Here is a 15,464-nt window from a genome sequence, read left to right as displayed (position 1 = left end):
TCAGCGGTCGCCTCCCATCCGTCAACCGGCGGTGAAACTTTCACGCCGGCCGGTCGGCGCGGCGGAGGGCGCCGATCACGGCGTGCTTCTCGCAGCGGAAACGGTACGGCGGATCCAAGAGATGTTCGGGAATCATGTCAGCCGCCGGCCAGCGGGACGAGCTTGATGAACGACACCACCGGATCGGCGGTCAGGTCGATGAGGACCGACGGATCTCGTCCCGTGACCGGCCTCGCGGCCGGTGATCGCGCCGGAGAATGGCTACTTGTCCGCTCAGCGAGCGAAGACGGGTCGTCGCGGCGACCCGCCTGCCGGGGCGGGGGTACGGCAGGACATGGCGGCATCTCCATCGTGCCGTGCCACATGGGCATATAGGCTGTGCGGTGAATATGTCCCATGCTCGATTGATCTGTCCGGATGCCGGTCCGCCCAGGAGCGGACCGCCCCGTGACACCCCTGCCGTGAGGAGCCGGTGAATGCCGAGGGAAGGCGTCGGACCGGATTTCATCGAGGCACTGGCCCGGGGGCTGGAGGTCGTCACCGCCTTCCAGCCGCGCCGGCCGGTGATGTCGCTGACCCAGGTGGCCACGGCGACCGGTCTGGCCCGGCCGACCACCCGCCGCATCCTGCTCACCCTCCAGGAGCTGGGCTACGTGCGCTCGTGCGAGGGCGGGTTCGCGCTGACCCCCAGGGTGCTGGAGCTGGGCGTGGCCTACGTGCGCTCGATGGGGTTGTGGGACGTCGCCCGCCCGCACCTGGAAAAGCTTGTCGCCCGTACCGGTGAGTCGTGTTCGATCGCCCAGCTCGACGGTTCCGACATCGTCTACGTGGCCAGGGTCGCGGTGCCCAAGATCGTGGGCCTGGCCGTGCAGATCGGCACCCGGTTCCCGGCACAGGCGACCTCGCTGGGCAAGGTCTGCCTGGCCGCGCTGTCTCCCGAGGAGGTGGACCGCGTGCTGGCCGAGCCGTCCCGCTCCGGCATCGAACCGCGGCGGATCGGCCGCGAGGAGCTGGCCGCCGAGCTGCGCGAGGTCCGCGCGCGCGGCTGGGCGTTCACCGACGAGCAGCTCGCGCCCGGCATCCGTTCGGTCGCCGCGCCGCTGCGTGACGGGTCCGGGCGAGTGATCGCCGGGGTCAACGTCAACAGCCACGCCGCGGAGACCTCTCTGCAGCGGCTGCTGGAGGAGCATCTTCCGCCGCTGCTCCGGACCGCCGGTGAGATCAGCGCGGACTTCGCCCGGCTGGAGACGGTGCCCCACGTGACCCGGCCGGCCGCGTCCTGACCGGACGGTCCGGGCCGCCTGAGCCGTCCGGGCCGTCCGGGCAACCTGAGCCGCCCGGACCGTTCGGGCCGTTCAAGGAGTGAGGACGATCCGGCCGGTCGCGGTGCCCTCGTGCTGGCGCCTCCACGCCTTCCCGGCATCCCGCAGCGGCATGCTCTCGTGGGTGACGGACAGGGTGCCGAGCAGGGCCTGTTCGGCGATCGACGCGAGCGAGGCGGCGCGGCGCTCCGGGCTCAGCTCGTTGTTGGTGTAGCCGAGCAGGCGCAGCGACCCGCCGCGCAGGGTGGCCGAGTCGATCGGGCAGGTCTCGCCCGCCGAGCCGCCGAGGTTGACCAGCCTGCCGCCGGGACGCAGGATGCGCGCGGCGGCCGCGGCCGGCACGCCGAACAGCGGGTCCAGCACCAGGTCGACCGGCCCGTCGGCGACGGCGGCGAAGCGCGCCGCCAGCTCGGCGACGTCCCCGGTGTCGAGCGCGACGACGGCGTCGGCGCCGGCCCGCTCGGCCCGCTCGCGGGCGGCGGCGGACCGCGCGCCCGCGATCACCCTGCGGGCACCGGCGATACGGGCGAGCTGGACGGCCGCCTGACCGACCACGCCACCGGCGCCGAGCACCAGCACCTGCTCCCCGGCGACCAGCTCGCCGCGCCAGGTCAGCGCCTGGTGCGCGGCGACGGCCGACAGCCCCAGCGCGGCGATCGCCACCGGATCGACTCCGGCGGGAAGCCGCACCACGTCGCCCGCCGGTACGCGGGCGACCTCGGCCATGCTCCCGTCCCCCGGCGCCATCCCCGCCGAGGTCGCGAACCACACCGGCTCGCCCCCGACGGTCCCGACCCCCTGCACGCCCGGCACGTACGGGGTCCGCGGCCTGCCGAAGTAGGACGTGCCGCTCGCGCACAGCAGGTCCAGCGGGGTGACGGGTGCGGCCGTGACCGTGACCAGCGTCTCGCCGGGGACGGACGCGGGCGCGTCCCGCTCGACGATCACGGGCGGACGGCCGAGTTCCTGGATCTCCGCCGCGCGCACGGGATCAGGTGGCGATGTCGGGATAGGGCAGCGCGAAGTGCGCGAGCCTTTCGGCGTACTGGCGCTGGAAGCCGAGCGGCTCTTCGTGGTCGCGTTCGAACATCGCGATGAAGAGGGTGAGGGTGAGGAACGGATGCGCCCCGAGCTCGAACAGCGTGGTGTGGTCGTGCTCGGCGAGCGCGGCGCGTTCGGTGTCGTCGAAGGACAGCCAGGTGCTCGACTCGCCGTCGACACAGTTGAGGATGCGGTTGGCCTGCTCCCTCTCCCACCACTCCACGGTGCCCCTGGGGTCCTCGCGGTAGCGCTCGACGAGTTCGGGGTCGCGGTCGACGGTGTAGAGGAACTTGTTCAGCAGGTATTTGCTCACTGGCCGGCTCCGTTCGGGTACCAGGTGAAGTAGGCCTCCATGGTGTGGAACAGGTCGTAGGTGTCGACGTAGTCGGCCTTCATGCCCTCGCCCGCGACGCCCATCATCAGCATGAAGTCCATGAAGCCGTGGGTGGCGTTGCCCGGCGCGTGCAGGCTGTCCAGCGTCACCTCCGACAGGCAGCCCTCGAGGTCGCCGGTGGAGATCCACTCCACGGCGCGCCGGTCGAACTCCGGGTCGGGGCCGTGCGGGCCGAACTGCCGGGGCCCGCCCAGCTCCAGTGACAGGTGCCCGGTGCCGATGACGGCGACCCGCACGTCCTGCGGCCAGGACTCCACCAGCTCGCGGATCGTCTTCCCGAGTTGCACGAAGCGCTTGGGCCGCGGCAGCGGCGGGGCGAAGATGTTGGTGTAGATCGGCACGATCGGCAGGTCGTTCTGCGGGCGCAGCGTGATGATCGGGCACGTGATCGAGTGGTCGATCCGCAGCTCGTTGGAGAACGCCAGGTCGAAACCCGCGTCCATGCCCTCGCGCAGCAGGTAGGCCGACAGGTCCTCCTGCCCCCTGAGCAGCATGCGCGGCAGCCCGAACTCGCGTTCCTCGTTGTAGAAGTTGGCGTCGTAGAACGGCGCCTTGCCGATGAGGAACTGCGGCATGTTGTCCAGCCACAGCTGGTGGAAGTGGTCCGAGCCCACCATCACCAGCACGTCGGGGCGCGCCCTGGTCAGGGTCTCGCGGAACGCCTCGACCTTGCGCACCCACTCGTCGGCGAACTCCGGGCGGTCCGCACCCGTCGCGGTGCTCGCCCGGTAGTAGAACGGGTGGTGCGTGGACGCGACCACCGCGACCAGTTCGGCCATCGGATCTCCTTGTCAGACGGTCTGCGAGGTTAGGGGCGGTCTTCCGGGGTGTACGGAACGGGCCCGACGGAACGGTTGTTGAGGTCCACCGAGAGGAAGATGTCGTTGCCGACCGGGTTGCGGATCTCCTCGGCGAGCTGCCCGATCAGCCCGGCGGTCCTGGCGAGCAGGGCGAACCCGCGCAGCAGCTCCAGCGGCAGGCCCAGGTCGGCCAGCGCGGCGCCGCACACCCCGGCGCCGTTCAGCGGCAGCGTCCGGCCCAGCACCCGCGGGTGCACCCGGCCGATCGCGGCGAACAGCGACAGGTGCGGCCCGAACAGCCCCTCCTCGGTGGCGATCTCCATCAACCGGGGGGTGCGCGGGTCGCCCTCCTTGTGGACGTGATGGCCCAGCCCGGGGACGAACCTCCCGGCCGCGCGCCGATCCTGGACGGTCTTGAGGGCGAGGGCGTCCCAGCCGTCGTCGCCGTCCGGCAGGTCGCCGTCCACCGAGGCCAGCACGTCGTGCAGGAAGCGGCCGGTGTCCTCGGTGACGCCCAGGAACCTCGATCCGCCGCCCAGCAGGCCCGCCGCGAGCGCGCCCTGCACCGAGTCGGGCGCCGACAGGTAGGTGAGGCGGGTGACGATCGCGGTCGGGGTGAAACCGTGGTCGGCCAGCGCGGCCAGGACGGCCTCGAACACCCGCACCTCGCCGCGCTCCGGCCGCCGCTGGGTCGCGAGCCAGAACGCCAGCTCGCCGAACCCGACCTCGCCCATGACGTCCGCCGCCAGGTCGTGGCCGAGCAGAGTGATCTTCTTGAGACTGGAAGCGCCGAGCGCGGTCGGGTACTCGGGACGGTCGATCCGCTCAGCCACGGCCGTCCCCCTTCGTGAGCCGTTCGCGCGGTTCCACGTGGTGCTCGTCCGGTTCAGTCACGGCCGTCCTCCTTCGCGGGCCATCCGCGCGGTTCCACGTGGTGCTCGTCCGGTTCAGTCACGGCCGTCCTCCTTCGCGGGCCATCCGCGCGGTTCCACGTGGTGCTCGTCCGGTTCAGTCACGGCCGTCCTCCTTCGCGGGCCATCCGCGCGGTTCCACGTGGTGCTCGTCCGGTTCAGCCGCGGTCGTCCTCTCCGTGAGCCATTCGCGCAGCTCGGCGCCGTGCTCGTCCAGTTCGGGAGGCGGCAACCGGTAGCCGGCCGGGGTCCGCGAGAACCTGATCGGATGCCGCGTCGTCGGCACCGCCCGATCGTCCTCCCCCACCTCCACGATCGGTTCCAGCTCGAAGCGCTCGGCCATCGCGAACCCGCCGTCGATGGTGTTGATCGGGCCGCTGGGCACACCGGCCGCCACCAGCAGCTCGAACCACTCGACCGCGCCCCGCTCGGCCAGCCGCTCGACGAGGATCGGACGCAACTCGTCACGGCGCTCGGTGCGGTCGGCGTTGCGGGCGAACCGCGGGTCGTCGGCGATCTCCGGGATGCCCAGGACCTCGCACAACCTGCGGAACTGGCCGTCGTTGGCGGCGGTGACGATCAGGTCGTTGTCGGCGGTCGGCAGCGGCTCGTACGGGAACACGCTGGGGTGCGCGTTGCCCATCCGGTAGGGCACCACCCCGCCGGCCACGTAGGCGGAACTGTGGTTGACCAGCCCGGTCAGCGCCGACGACAGCAGGTTCACCTCGACGTGCTGTCCCTGGCCGGTCGCGTCCCGGTGGCGCAGCGCCGCGAGAATGCCGATCACGACGTGGTTGCCGGCCATCACGTCGAACGCCGACATCCCCGCGCGGTAGGGCGGTCCTTCCGGATCCCCGGTCAGGCTCATCAGGCCGGAGATGGCCTGCACCATCAGGTCGTACCCCGGCACGTCGCGCCCCTTGCCCGACCCGAAACCGCTGATCGAGCCGTAGACCACGCCGGGGTTGGCCGCGCGGACGCTGTCATAGTCGAGGCCGTACTTGGCCAGGCCGCCGGGCTTGAAGTTCTCCACCACCACGTCCGCCCTGCGGGCCAGCTCGCGGGCGAGCCCGGCGTCGGCCTCGTCGCGCAGGTTCAGCGCGATCGAGCGCTTGCCGCGGTTGACGCCCAGGTAGTAGGTCGACACGTCGCCGCGAACCGGTGGCGTCCACGACCGTGTCTCGTCGCCTCCCGGGCTCTCGACCTTCACCACCTGGGCGCCCAGGTCGGCCAGCAGCATGGTGGCGTACGGCCCGGCCAGCACCCGGGAGAAGTCCGCGACCAGCACCCCCGACAGCGGCCCCCCGGAGGCCCCGTCCGGTGACGCAACGCTCACGACATCCAACTCCCTCGATGGTCCGCTCAGTGGACATATGTCCGCTCCGTAGATTCTGGCAAACATGTGCCACTCGTCAAGGAAAGCCCGGGTAAAAAAGATCTATTGACAGCAAGGAAACGAGGAGTGACAGTACGGAAAAGCACGGTGACCGTAAAGCGGACACACGTCCGGTCACGTGATCCGGTATCCGTTGAGGAGTTCTGGTCATGAGCGAACGGATTCGTTTCGAGGCCGACCGGCCGGTGGTGCTGCGCGGAGGCACGGTGCTGCCGATGGACGACGGGCGCCGGGTGCTCACCGACACCGACGTCCTGGTCGTCGGCGACCGGATCGCGGCAGTCGGGCCCGGACTGCCCGTGCCGGACGGCACCGCCGAGATCGACGCGACCGACGGCATCGTGATGCCCGGAATGATCGACACCCATCGGCACATGTGGCAGACCGCCATGCGCGGCTACGGCGCCGACTGGACCCTCACGCAGTACTTCGTCTGGTACTACCTGGAACACGGCAGGCTCTTCCGGCCCGAGGACGTCCACGCCGGCAACGTGCTGGCCGCCATCGAGGCGATCGACGCCGGCGTCACGACCGTCGTCGACTGGTCACACGGGCTCCAGACGGTCGACCACGCCGACGCCGCCGTGGACGCGCTGCGGTCGGTGCCCGGCCGGTTCGTGCTGGCCTACGGCAACATCCAGCGGGCGCCCGCCGACTGGACCGCCGCTCCGGAGTTCCGCGACTTCGTCCGGCGGCGGATCACCGGGGACGACATGCTCGGCTTCCAGCTCGCCTTCGACGTCACCGGTGACCCGTCCTTCCCCGAGAGGCCCGCCTTCGAGGTCGCCCGCGACCTCGGCGTCGCGGTCACCACCCACGCCGGAGTGTGGGGCGCCACCGGCGACGACGGCATCCGGCTCATGCACGAGCACGGCTTCATGAACCCCGGGACGGTGTACGTCCACGCCGCCTCGCTGTCCGCGGACTCCTACCACCGCATCGCGGCCACCGGTGGCTCCATCTCGATCTCCACCGAGAGCGAGCAGAGCGCGGGCCAGGGCTACCCGCCCACCTGGGCCATCCGGGCCCACGGGATCCCGGTCTCGCTTTCGATGGACACCAGCGTCTGGTGGAGCGGCGACCTCTTCTCCGCCATGCGCACCACGCTCGGCGCCGACCGCTCCCGCGAGCACATGGAGGCCCACGCCAAGGGTGACACCGTCACGCACTGCGGCCTGCGCGCCGACCAGGTCGTCGACTGGGCCACCCGCGGCGGCGCCCGCGCCCTCGGCCGTGACGGCGAGCTCGGTGCCCTGGAGGCCGGCCGCAAGGCCGACATCGTCCTGATCCAGAACGAGCGCTCACCGGTGTCGTTCCCGCTGCTCAACCCCTACGGCCACGTCGCGTTCCAGGCACAGCGCGGCGACGTGCACACCGTCCTGGTCAACGGCCGCGTCGTCAAGCACGAGCACCGCCTGCTCGGCGTCGACCTGGCCGCCGCCCGCAGGAGGGTCGAGCAGACCGTCGAGCACCTGCGGAGCGCGATGGGAGAGGAGGAGTGGCGGAAGGGAATGAACCCCGACATCCCCCAGACCACTCTCCTCGACAACCCGTACACCTACACCGACTACCACAGCGACTCGACGCACACCCGCAGGGAGTCCGAGTAGGGCAGGAGCGCCCGGAAGATCGCGCGGCCCGGATGCCGGACCGGGAGAGGGCGAACCGCGGAGAAGGAGGCGTCCAGGTGGACGGCGGCCCCCACGCGTTCGAAGCGTGCCGGGCCGATGGCGATCAGCCGTGCCTTTTCCGGTTCCGGCGGAGGAACGAGAGGAACGAGCGCCGCTCACGTGGCGCTTCGGGGGCGGGGGCGGGCTTCTCCTCGGCCGGATGGCGGGCCCGCCAGTCGGCGACGACCTCCTCCACGTCGATGGGCGGCTGGAAGAGCGGCGGGCCGGACAGGGGCTTTCCGTAGCTCTCGCGGATCCTGTCGTTCATGCCGTCGATGATCTCGCGAGCCTCGGCCTCCGTGCGCGCTCCCACCGCCGCCGCCCGGGACTCCTCGGCCTCCTTGCGCAGCGCGAGCGTTCCCGGCAGCGGGAAGGCCAGGTTCTCCTCAAGCATCTTCTGCTTGATCCACCACATCTCGTCCTGCGGCTTCCCCTCGCCGGGGAGGGGCTTGCCCGCGCCCGGCAGGTTGTCGAACTCCCCGCGTTCGGTGGCCTCACGAATCTGCCGGTCGATCCACGTCTCGAAACTGACTCCCGGTGGCTTGCGTTCCGTCACGAATCTCACCTCTCATACCGCGGCCGGCATCACCTTCGAGGATAAGGAGGAGGATGCGGCGAGGGACGGACGGGTTCGGGCGGCGACCAGGGTCACCCGGGCCGACCTGGAGGTCGCGCGGACGGGCGCGGGAGCGCCCCGGCAGCGGAGCAGGCACTCGGGGCGGGTGCTCAGGACGGCCCGATCGCGATCGGGCTGCCGCAGGACACGTTCTCACCCCCCACGAACGGCAGCAGGCGCTCCGCCTCCTGCTCCAAGGCCGCCCGATCGGTGCGCACCAGAACCTCACCGTCCACCTCGGTCGTGGCGACGGTGAAGTGGGCAAGTGCCGGCGCACCGGCGATCTGTGCGGCCAGCTGGATCTCACGAGTGATCATTTTTGGGTTTCTTGCGTCGGTACGGCCTTCGAGACCGACTCCAAGGAGGCTTCCGGTCACTTTCTGACCGGAATTCGGGTGGAGGTGTCGGTATGGCGAACACCGGCTCACGGACCCTCAGGCTGTTCTCGCTGTTGCGGACCCACCGCCACTGGCCCGGAGTGGAATTGGCCGACCGGCTCGAAGTGTCCGAGCGGACCCTCCGCCGCGACGTCGACCGGCTGCGCGAGCTCGGCTGCCCGGTCAGCGCGACCCGGGGTACGGCAGGCGGCCGGTCAGTGGGGCACCGTCGAACCGCTTGACCCTTTATCCCGATTTTTCGCTCTTGGACAGCATTTCTAGGACTTTGTCGAGCCGGGCCTTCCTGTTCTCCGGCGTGAGCGCCTGGAGCAACGGCAGCATCACCAGGTAACGCCCGGTCTTGTCGAGCGCCTCGAACGCCTTTTCGGCCTTCGGGTTCGCGTCGAGCGCCGCCGCGAGATCGGGGGGCACCGTCGCCGTCTTCTGCGACTCGTAGGCCACCGCCCAGCGCCCGTCCTCCTGCGCCTTGCGCACCTCGGCCAGCCCGGGTTCGCGCATCCGCCCGGCGGCGGTCAGCATGGCGACCTTGTCGACGTTCACCTGCGACCACAGGCTCCTGGGCCGGCGCGGCACGTATTTCTGCAGGTAGTACTGCTCGTCGAGAGGAAGCCGCTGGCCGGAGATCCAGCCGTAGCACAGCCCGACGTCGACCAGTTCGTCGGAGGTGACCGTCGGGATGCCGGACTTCTTCTTGGCCAGTTTGATCCACAAGCCCTCGTGGCGCGTGTGGTTCTCGGCGAGCCAGCTCTCGAACGCCTCGGCGTCCGCGAAGGCGATGATCTCCACTCCGTCGCGCTCATCCATACGGATCAGGCTATCCGCCCGTCGCGCCGGTGGAGATCGTCGGATGCCGGGTCCTCGAACCGGTGGCGGGCCGGCCAGGCGGTGAATCCGCTCTTTCCCGCCCGGAAAACCTCTCGTCGTCTTGACGCGGGACGACGCGGGCGAAGTAACGTGAATCACATGCTGATCGTCGTCGCGGGATCGACCGGTCTTATCGGCAGAACAGTGGTCTCCGAGCTCCGCGAGGCGGGTCACGAGGTGCGCAGGCTCGTCCGGCGCGAACCGGCGGCGGAGGACGAGCACGAGTGGGATCCCGCCTCCGGCACGATCGCGCGGGACGCGCTCGACGGGGCCGACGCCGTGATAAACCTGTGCGGCTCGTCGTTCCAGGGCCGGTGGAACGCGGCGCGTAAGCGGCGCATCCGTGCCAGCCGCATCGAGCCGGCCAGGACGCTGGCCGAAGCCGTCGCCAAGCACGGCGTCCCCACCCTGATCAACGCGTCCAGCCTGAGCTTCTACGGGAACACCGGCGACGTCGCCGCCGACGAGACATCGGGCGAAGGCTCCGGCTTTCTCGCCGAGATGGTCGTCGACTGGGAGGCCGCGACCGTGGTGGCGCGTGACGCGGGCAGCCGGGTCGTGCTGCTGCGCACCGGCCTCGTGCTGTCGCCCGACGGCGGCCTGCTCAGCCTGCTCAGACCACCGGTCCAATGGGGACTGGGCGGGCGGCTCGGCGACGGCAGGCAGTACGTGGCGTGGATCAGCATGCCGGACGAGATCGCCGCCATCCGGTTCCTCCTGGACAACCCGGATATCTCGGGGCCGGTCAACCTGTGCGCGCCGGACCCCGTGACCAACGGCGAGTTCACCAAGGCGCTCGGCCGGGCACTCCGCCGGCCCGTGCTCCTGCCCGTGCCGAAGGCGGTGGTCAGGGCCGTGCTCGGCGAGGCGGCCGACGAGCTGGCGCTCATCAGCCTGCGCGTGGTTCCCCGGGTGCTGTGCGACGCGGGGTTCACGTTCCGGCACACCGACTTCGACACCGCGCTCGCCGACGTCCTGCGCCCGTCGATGCCGGATCGGTGACGGGGACCGGCGCCGGGCGGCTCACGCGCCGGCGCACGGCGCCTGCCGCTAGGACGAGGCTCCGGCGAAGCGGTAGCCGGTCTGCGCGTGCGGCTCCTTCCCGAACGCGAGCACCTTGGCCGGCTCGATGCGGAACACGACCGCGGGGTGGCCCGCGACCTGGGCGACGTCGTCGACGAGCTCCAGGCTCCAGCTGTTGTGGGCGCCGTACTTCGCGTCGAACGCGCCGACGATGCCCGGCAGGGCCTCGGGGGCGGTGATCTCGGTGGCCGTGCCCTCGACGACGATGTCGAGTCCCTTGGTCCACAGGTTGTTCCCCGTCGTCACCGCGACCTTCCCGCTGTGCTCCAGGTTGCGCATCTTCTGCTCGATCGAGGCGGTGGTGAAGTACATGGCGTCGTCGTGCCACACCGCGACCACCGGTGTCACGTGGGGCCGGCCGTCGGCGCGGACGGTCGTCAGCCAGAACAGCTCGGCCGTCTCCAGCAGGTCCAGGGTCTCCCGCCACGAGGTGGGCTCCACTCCCGGTTCGCTGTAACGCACGTCCAGTCTGGCCTCGGGGTAAGTGATGGACATCGTTTCTTCCTTTCTGCCGTGCGGGGGGCGGACAGGGATGATCTCGATCTCGCGAAACCATGGCCGCGGTGACGGGAAAATGATGTTCCGATCACGAGGCTACGACCGCGACGACGGGCGGGCAATGACGTCGCAATAAGGGGTGTCTTTCGTATCGATTAAGCCCGGTGGTGATCCGGATTCGCCGCCCAGGACGAGCAGGGGCTTCTCCGGATTCAATAAGAAATTATTACCCGGCTCAATAAGTAATCCTTATGGCGTGCTCGTTGTCCCTAAAGGTGTTACCGGCATAACTTGATGGCAGGTAAACGTAGTCGGAGGGAACGAAGGGGAAACGGGAGGCCCGGGGCACGCCCCCGCACCTTCCGTCCACCGACGTCGGGAAACCGATCGCAAGGAGGAAGTAATTATGGAGGACGTCTGCATTATCGGAGCAGGCTCGTCGGGGATTGCCACCTGCCAGGTTCTGCACGAGCGCGGTATCGCCTTCGACTGTTATGAGGCCGGCTCCCACGTCGGTGGAAACTGGCGTTATCTCAACGACAACGGCCTGTCCTCGGGTTACCGGTCGCTGCACATCAACACTTCTCGGCATCTGACGGAATACCGCAGCTATCCCATGCCCGACGACTATCCGGCCTACCCCACCCACTTCCAGATGGCACGGTATTTCGACGACTTCGTCGACCACTTCGGATTTCGTGACGCGATCTCCTTCCGTACGGAGGTCACCCACGTGGAGCCCGCCGACGGCGGGGGCTGGAACGTGACCGTGCGCCACCGCGACACCGGAGTCGAGACCAGCCGTCACTACCGGGCGGTGGTGGTGGCCAACGGACACCACTCGGTCCCCCGCTATCCGGAACCGCCCTTTCCCGGCGCGGACACCTTCACCGGCACCCAGACCCACTCGCACTACTACAAGGTCCCCGACGAGTACGTCGGCAAGCGGGTGCTCGTGCTCGGCCTCGGCAACTCGGCGTCCGACATCGCGGTGGAGACCTCCACCGTCTCCGAGCGCACGTTCATGGCCATGCGCCGCGGGGGATACGTCTTTCCCAAGTTCATGTTCGGCAAGCCCAGTGACGACCTCATCAGCCCCTTCCTGACCAGGGTGCTGCCGCGGGAGGCACAGCGGTGGGTGATGGCGGGCCTGCTGCGCCTGACGGTCGGCAAGGTCACCGACTACGGGCTGCCGGAGCCGGGCCACAAGCTGTTCAACGCCCACCCGACCGTCTCCGAGTCCCTGCTGGCCCGCCTCGGCCACGGCGACATCACCGTCAAGCCGAACATCGCCCGCTTCGAGGGTGACACGGTGCACTTCACCGACGGCAGCAGCGAGGCCATCGACGCGGTCATCTACAGCACCGGCTACAAGGTCAGCTTCCCGTTCCTGGACGAGACCGTGATCGCGCCCACCGACAACGACGTCTCCCTGTTCCACCGCGTGGTCGATCCCAACCACCCCGGCCTGTACTTCGTCGGGCTCTTCCAGCCCCTGGGGGCGACCACGGTGCTGTCCGAGGCCCAGTCCCACTGGGTGGCCGACCTGCTGGACGGGAGTGCCGCGCTGCCCTCGCCGGAGCAGATGCACCGGGAGATCGCCCGCTACAAGGCTAAGCTCGCCAAACGCTACGTGGCCTCCAAGCGCCACACCATGCAGGTGGACCACTATCCCTACCTGGCCGAGCTGGACCGTGCGCGGCGCGACGGAGCCCGGCTCGCGCTGGCGACGTCCAAGGCCGAGGCCAAGGCCGCCGCGAACCGGCGCCCCGACGGCTACCAGCCGGAAGAGGTGTCGGTCTGGATCGACGCCGATCCCCACGTGGTGTGGGAGCTCGTCAGCGACGTGACGCGGATGGGGCAGTGGAGTCCCGAATGCCGTCGATGCGTCTGGATCGGCGGCAGGCGCGGGGTCGGGGCGCGCTTCGTCGGGGTCAACCGCCGTGGCTGGGTCGTGTGGGTCACCACCAACGAGGTCGAGCGGGCGGAGCCGGGCAAGTCCTTCGCGTTCCGCACCAGGACCAACGGCGTGCGCTGGAGCTACCGGCTGGAGCAGGAAGGCGGGGGCACCCTTCTCACCGAGCGGTGGGACGTCTCCGGGCAGAGCGCCGGGCAGCGCAAGCGCACCGCGTCCTTCGCCAACCTGGCGCTCGGCGGCTACGAGGGGCACACCGAGGAGCTGCGCGACGGCATCCACAAGACCCTGGAGCGCATCAAGGCCGCCGCCGAACAGCGGGCCCGGCCCACCGCGGCCGAGGCCGGGGGTCTCCACGCCGGAGGTGTCCGGTGACGGGCGACAACCTGCACTTCACCTCGGTCGACGAGTTCGCGACCTGGCTGGAGGCGAACCACCGGACCGCCGACGAGGTCTGGGTCGCCCTGCCGAAGAAGGGCACGGAGGTGCCCTCGGTCACCAGGTCCCAGGCCCTGGACGTCGCCCTGTGCTACGGCTGGATCGACGGCAAGGCCTTCTCGGGAAACGCGCCGGACGGCTGGTGGGCCCAGCGCTTCTCGCCGCGCCGGGCTCGCAGCTCATGGTCGAAGATCAACTGCACCAAGGTCGAGAAGCTCATCGCCGCCGGCCGGATGCGGCCGGCCGGGCTCGAACAGATCGAGCTGGCCAAGTCCGACGGCCGCTGGGCCGCGGCCTACGCCCCGCCGAGCACCGCTGAGGTCCCCCCTGACCTGAGAGCGGCGCTCGACGCCTCTCCCGCCGCGGCGGCCGCCTTCGCCGCCCTCAGCAAGAGCAGCAGCTACCAGATCCTGCTCACCATCCAGAAGACGAAGAAGCCCGAGACACGGGCGCGCAGGATCGCCGGCTACGTCGAACGCCTGGAGGCCGGGGAACCGCCCCACGGCCCCCGGAGAAAGCCCTGACACCTTTCACCCACCTCGCGACCCGTGGTGCCCGGGAACCACCGAACACGGTGCCTGGGCCCGGTCGTGCCCACCGTACGAGCCGGATCAGAAGTCGCCGCCGCGGACGCCCGTCAGGAAGTCGCGCCAGGCCTTCGGGGTGAAGGTCAGCGCGGGACCGGACGGGTCCTTGCTGTCGCGAACGGCGACGAGCCCCGGCAGGTTCGTCGCCACTTCGACGCAGGCGTCCCCGCTGTTGCTGTAACTGGACTTGCGGAACTCGGCGCCGAGCAGGTCAGAGGACATGGCTACTCCTTCATGGCCGCGGCGATCATCGCTTGCGATGCGTCGGGGGTAAGTGCTGCGTTACAAATGCGCTCAAAAGACATTTTATAGAGCGTTACGTGCTCCGGGTTCTCGACGTACACATCCCCGGCCGTCCCCGCCACGTAGGCGACGTCGTCAGCCGGATCGGCGTACTCGAGGAGGATGAACGAGCCGTCCATGCCCGCGTGGACACCGACCCCGAAGGGCAACACCTGGATGGTCACGTTGGGTCGGCGAGCTGCGATGGTCAGGGCCCGTAGCTGCTCGTGCATCACTTCTGGCCCGCCGATCGGGCGGTGAAGCACCGCCTCGTCCAGTACGGCATGTAGCTCAGGTGGGTTCGGTCGCCCGAGCAGCGTCTTTCGCGCCATCCTGGCCATCACCCGGCGGTACACCTGCTCTGCGTCACCGTTTCCGAGCCTCGTGCTGATGATCTCTCGGGCGTAATCCTCGGTCTGAAGCAGGCCGGGAACGAGCTGGACGCCCCACTCCTTGATGAGTGACGCCTCGTCCTCCAGCCCGACGTACGATCCGGCGAACACATCGCTGTAGGCGGTCCACCAGCCTTGGCGGGTCCCGTCTCGCGCCAGCTGGACAAGCGCGGCCCGCACGGACTCGGCGACCTTGTATACGTCGCAGATTTCTGCCACGTCCTGTTCCGTGGCCTTGGCCACGCCCGTCTCCAGCCGATTGAGCCTGCTCTTCGACCAGGAAAGGTGCTGGGCGGCCTCGGTGGTCGTCCAGCCTGCGGCATCCCTAAGGCTGCGGATCTCCCGGGCCAGTCGGCGTTGGCGGACGGTGTTCAGCATGGGGACAGTTTGCCCTACGCGATTCTCTTACCTGTCTCACGCTGAGTCATTTTGATATTACGTATTGTGATCATGGGATTTCCCATCCATTATTGGGATGTCTCGATGGGAGAGGTGCGGGTCACCCAAAAGTCGTCGATCCCGGCCGCTGTTTCCCGCGAACGCGAACGGACCCGCCCGGCGCTTGCGACGTCCGGACGGGCCCTTGATCAGGAAGTGAGTCCCGATCCGTGAACAACCCTAGTGCTCCGGTTCTCGACCGGACCAGGGCGAGCGGCTGCGGCTGCTTCGCCGACAGTGCGCCGATGCCGATGGGCTGTGCCGTCTGCGGGCACGCGCCATACGCCCACGGTTGCCCAGGTCACATCGCTGATCACGAGTACGAGCAGCCGTCGGGCGAGCTGATCGCCGCGCGTCTGGAGGCTCGGCGCCGTACGGCGCGAACCAAATTCTTCTTCCCCACCTCATAGGGCGGACCC

At 69.5% G+C, this 15,464-nt stretch carries 17 protein-coding genes and 1 pseudogene; 7 read left to right on the top strand and 11 right to left on the bottom strand.

All coding sequences use genetic code 11. The annotated features are described in order from the left end of the window. Positions 1–476 precede the first annotated feature (476 nt). Positions 477–1,283 carry an IclR family transcriptional regulator domain-containing protein gene (locus ACTOQ1_RS20725; RefSeq protein ID WP_440069412.1) on the top strand — a complete coding sequence of 269 codons (807 nt, stop codon included), beginning with the start codon at positions 477–479 and terminating at the stop codon, positions 1,281–1,283. Between the two features lie 72 nt (positions 1,284–1,355). On the opposite strand, the gene ACTOQ1_RS20720 is transcribed toward ACTOQ1_RS20725, so the two are convergent. From ACTOQ1_RS20720 to ACTOQ1_RS20700, 5 genes are all read right to left on the bottom strand, one after another. Further along, entirely contained in the window at positions 1,356–2,309 is a 954-nt protein-coding gene (locus ACTOQ1_RS20720) for a quinone oxidoreductase family protein (RefSeq protein WP_440069410.1), read from the bottom strand. A gap of 4 nt (positions 2,310–2,313) precedes the next feature. Next, positions 2,314–2,676, bottom strand: a complete 363-nt coding sequence (locus ACTOQ1_RS20715; RefSeq protein ID WP_440069409.1) for a hypothetical protein — start codon at positions 2,674–2,676, stop codon at positions 2,314–2,316. Continuing rightward, positions 2,673–3,536: an extradiol ring-cleavage dioxygenase gene (locus tag ACTOQ1_RS20710; RefSeq protein WP_440069407.1), complete on the bottom strand. Its 864-nt coding sequence runs from the start codon at positions 3,534–3,536 to the stop codon at positions 2,673–2,675. The genes ACTOQ1_RS20715 and ACTOQ1_RS20710 overlap by 4 nt, the downstream gene beginning before the upstream one ends. Positions 3,537–3,565: 29 nt before the next feature. After that, positions 3,566–4,390, bottom strand: coding sequence for a citryl-CoA lyase (locus ACTOQ1_RS20705; RefSeq protein ID WP_440069406.1), 825 nt, complete (start codon positions 4,388–4,390; stop codon positions 3,566–3,568). A gap of 175 nt (positions 4,391–4,565) precedes the next feature. Further along, entirely contained in the window at positions 4,566–5,804 is a 1,239-nt protein-coding gene (locus ACTOQ1_RS20700; protein WP_440069404.1) for a CaiB/BaiF CoA transferase family protein, read from the bottom strand. Positions 5,805–6,013: 209 nt separating this feature from the next. On the opposite strand from ACTOQ1_RS20700, the gene ACTOQ1_RS20695 reads away from it, so the two are divergent. After that, complete coding sequence (locus ACTOQ1_RS20695; RefSeq protein ID WP_440069402.1) at positions 6,014–7,474, top strand: amidohydrolase family protein; 1,461 nt, start codon at positions 6,014–6,016, stop codon at positions 7,472–7,474. Positions 7,475–7,598: 124 nt separating this feature from the next. Here the strand turns inward: ACTOQ1_RS20695 and ACTOQ1_RS20690 are convergent, their stop codons facing one another. Continuing rightward, complete coding sequence (locus tag ACTOQ1_RS20690; RefSeq protein WP_440069400.1) at positions 7,599–8,090, bottom strand: DUF1992 domain-containing protein; 492 nt, start codon at positions 8,088–8,090, stop codon at positions 7,599–7,601. Between the two features lie 170 nt (positions 8,091–8,260). Next, positions 8,261–8,467, bottom strand: a complete 207-nt coding sequence (locus tag ACTOQ1_RS20685; RefSeq protein ID WP_440069398.1) for a hypothetical protein — start codon at positions 8,465–8,467, stop codon at positions 8,261–8,263. Between the two features lie 92 nt (positions 8,468–8,559). Here ACTOQ1_RS20685 and ACTOQ1_RS20680 point away from each other — a divergent pair. Further along, positions 8,560–8,751: pseudogene (locus ACTOQ1_RS20680) on the top strand (helix-turn-helix transcriptional regulator); the annotation flags it as partial. A gap of 22 nt (positions 8,752–8,773) precedes the next feature. Here the strand turns inward: ACTOQ1_RS20680 and ACTOQ1_RS20675 are convergent. Continuing rightward, positions 8,774–9,352 (bottom strand): YdeI/OmpD-associated family protein, encoded by a 579-nt coding sequence (locus ACTOQ1_RS20675; RefSeq protein WP_440069396.1) that lies wholly within the window; start codon positions 9,350–9,352, stop codon positions 8,774–8,776. Positions 9,353–9,511: 159 nt separating this feature from the next. Here ACTOQ1_RS20675 and ACTOQ1_RS20670 point away from each other — a divergent pair, with 159 nt between their 5' ends. After that, on the top strand, positions 9,512–10,414 hold the full coding sequence (locus ACTOQ1_RS20670) for a TIGR01777 family oxidoreductase (protein ID WP_440069394.1): 903 nt from the start codon (positions 9,512–9,514) through the stop codon (positions 10,412–10,414). Positions 10,415–10,462: 48 nt separating this feature from the next. Here ACTOQ1_RS20670 and ACTOQ1_RS20665 read toward each other — a convergent pair whose 3' ends face one another. Next, positions 10,463–10,990 (bottom strand): pyridoxamine 5'-phosphate oxidase family protein, encoded by a 528-nt coding sequence (locus ACTOQ1_RS20665; RefSeq protein ID WP_440069392.1) that lies wholly within the window; start codon positions 10,988–10,990, stop codon positions 10,463–10,465. A 409-nt stretch (positions 10,991–11,399) separates the two neighbouring features. Between ACTOQ1_RS20665 and ACTOQ1_RS20660 the strand changes: the two genes are divergently transcribed. Further along, positions 11,400–13,283, top strand: a complete 1,884-nt coding sequence (locus tag ACTOQ1_RS20660) for an NAD(P)-binding domain-containing protein (RefSeq protein ID WP_440069390.1) — start codon at positions 11,400–11,402, stop codon at positions 13,281–13,283. Further along, positions 13,280–13,870, top strand: coding sequence for a YdeI/OmpD-associated family protein (locus tag ACTOQ1_RS20655; protein WP_440069388.1), 591 nt, complete (start codon positions 13,280–13,282; stop codon positions 13,868–13,870). The genes ACTOQ1_RS20660 and ACTOQ1_RS20655 overlap by 4 nt, the downstream gene beginning before the upstream one ends. 87 nt (positions 13,871–13,957) lie before the next feature. Here the strand turns inward: ACTOQ1_RS20655 and ACTOQ1_RS20650 are convergent, their stop codons facing one another. Together ACTOQ1_RS20650 and ACTOQ1_RS20645 are read right to left on the bottom strand one after the other, a co-directional pair. Then, positions 13,958–14,155 (bottom strand): DUF397 domain-containing protein, encoded by a 198-nt coding sequence (locus tag ACTOQ1_RS20650; RefSeq protein ID WP_440069386.1) that lies wholly within the window; start codon positions 14,153–14,155, stop codon positions 13,958–13,960. A 2-nt stretch (positions 14,156–14,157) separates the two neighbouring features. Then, positions 14,158–14,985 carry a helix-turn-helix domain-containing protein gene (locus ACTOQ1_RS20645; RefSeq protein ID WP_440069385.1) on the bottom strand — a complete coding sequence of 276 codons (828 nt, stop codon included), beginning with the start codon at positions 14,983–14,985 and terminating at the stop codon, positions 14,158–14,160. 230 nt (positions 14,986–15,215) lie between these two features. On the opposite strand from ACTOQ1_RS20645, the gene ACTOQ1_RS20640 reads away from it, so the two are divergent. Beyond that, entirely contained in the window at positions 15,216–15,455 is a 240-nt protein-coding gene (locus ACTOQ1_RS20640) for a hypothetical protein (RefSeq protein ID WP_440069383.1), read from the top strand. Positions 15,456–15,464 lie beyond the last annotated feature (9 nt).

This window comes from Streptosporangium sp. OZ121 (assembly GCF_051918885.1).
Taxonomy (GTDB): domain Bacteria; phylum Actinomycetota; class Actinomycetes; order Streptosporangiales; family Streptosporangiaceae; genus Streptosporangium.
Note: the sequence above shows the minus strand (reverse complement) of the source record. Positions and strands in the feature narration are given on the sequence as shown.

What these genes read in the sequence shown, in the direction of transcription:
- ACTOQ1_RS20725 (WP_440069412.1), top strand. Translation starts at nt 477, where the DNA reads ATGCCGAGGGAAGGCGTCGGACCGGATTTCATCGAGGCACTGGCCCGG.
- ACTOQ1_RS20710 (WP_440069407.1), bottom strand. Translation starts at nt 3,536, where the DNA reads ATGGCCGAACTGGTCGCGGTGGTCGCGTCCACGCACCACCCGTTCTAC.
- ACTOQ1_RS20695 (WP_440069402.1), top strand. Translation starts at nt 6,014, where the DNA reads ATGAGCGAACGGATTCGTTTCGAGGCCGACCGGCCGGTGGTGCTGCGC.
- ACTOQ1_RS20685 (WP_440069398.1), bottom strand. Translation starts at nt 8,467, where the DNA reads ATGATCACTCGTGAGATCCAGCTGGCCGCACAGATCGCCGGTGCGCCG.
- ACTOQ1_RS20675 (WP_440069396.1), bottom strand. Translation starts at nt 9,352, where the DNA reads ATGGATGAGCGCGACGGAGTGGAGATCATCGCCTTCGCGGACGCCGAG.
- ACTOQ1_RS20670 (WP_440069394.1), top strand. Translation starts at nt 9,512, where the DNA reads ATGCTGATCGTCGTCGCGGGATCGACCGGTCTTATCGGCAGAACAGTG.
- ACTOQ1_RS20665 (WP_440069392.1), bottom strand. Translation starts at nt 10,990, where the DNA reads ATGTCCATCACTTACCCCGAGGCCAGACTGGACGTGCGTTACAGCGAA.
- ACTOQ1_RS20660 (WP_440069390.1), top strand. Translation starts at nt 11,400, where the DNA reads ATGGAGGACGTCTGCATTATCGGAGCAGGCTCGTCGGGGATTGCCACC.
- ACTOQ1_RS20650 (WP_440069386.1), bottom strand. Translation starts at nt 14,155, where the DNA reads ATGTCCTCTGACCTGCTCGGCGCCGAGTTCCGCAAGTCCAGTTACAGC.
- ACTOQ1_RS20645 (WP_440069385.1), bottom strand. Translation starts at nt 14,985, where the DNA reads ATGCTGAACACCGTCCGCCAACGCCGACTGGCCCGGGAGATCCGCAGC.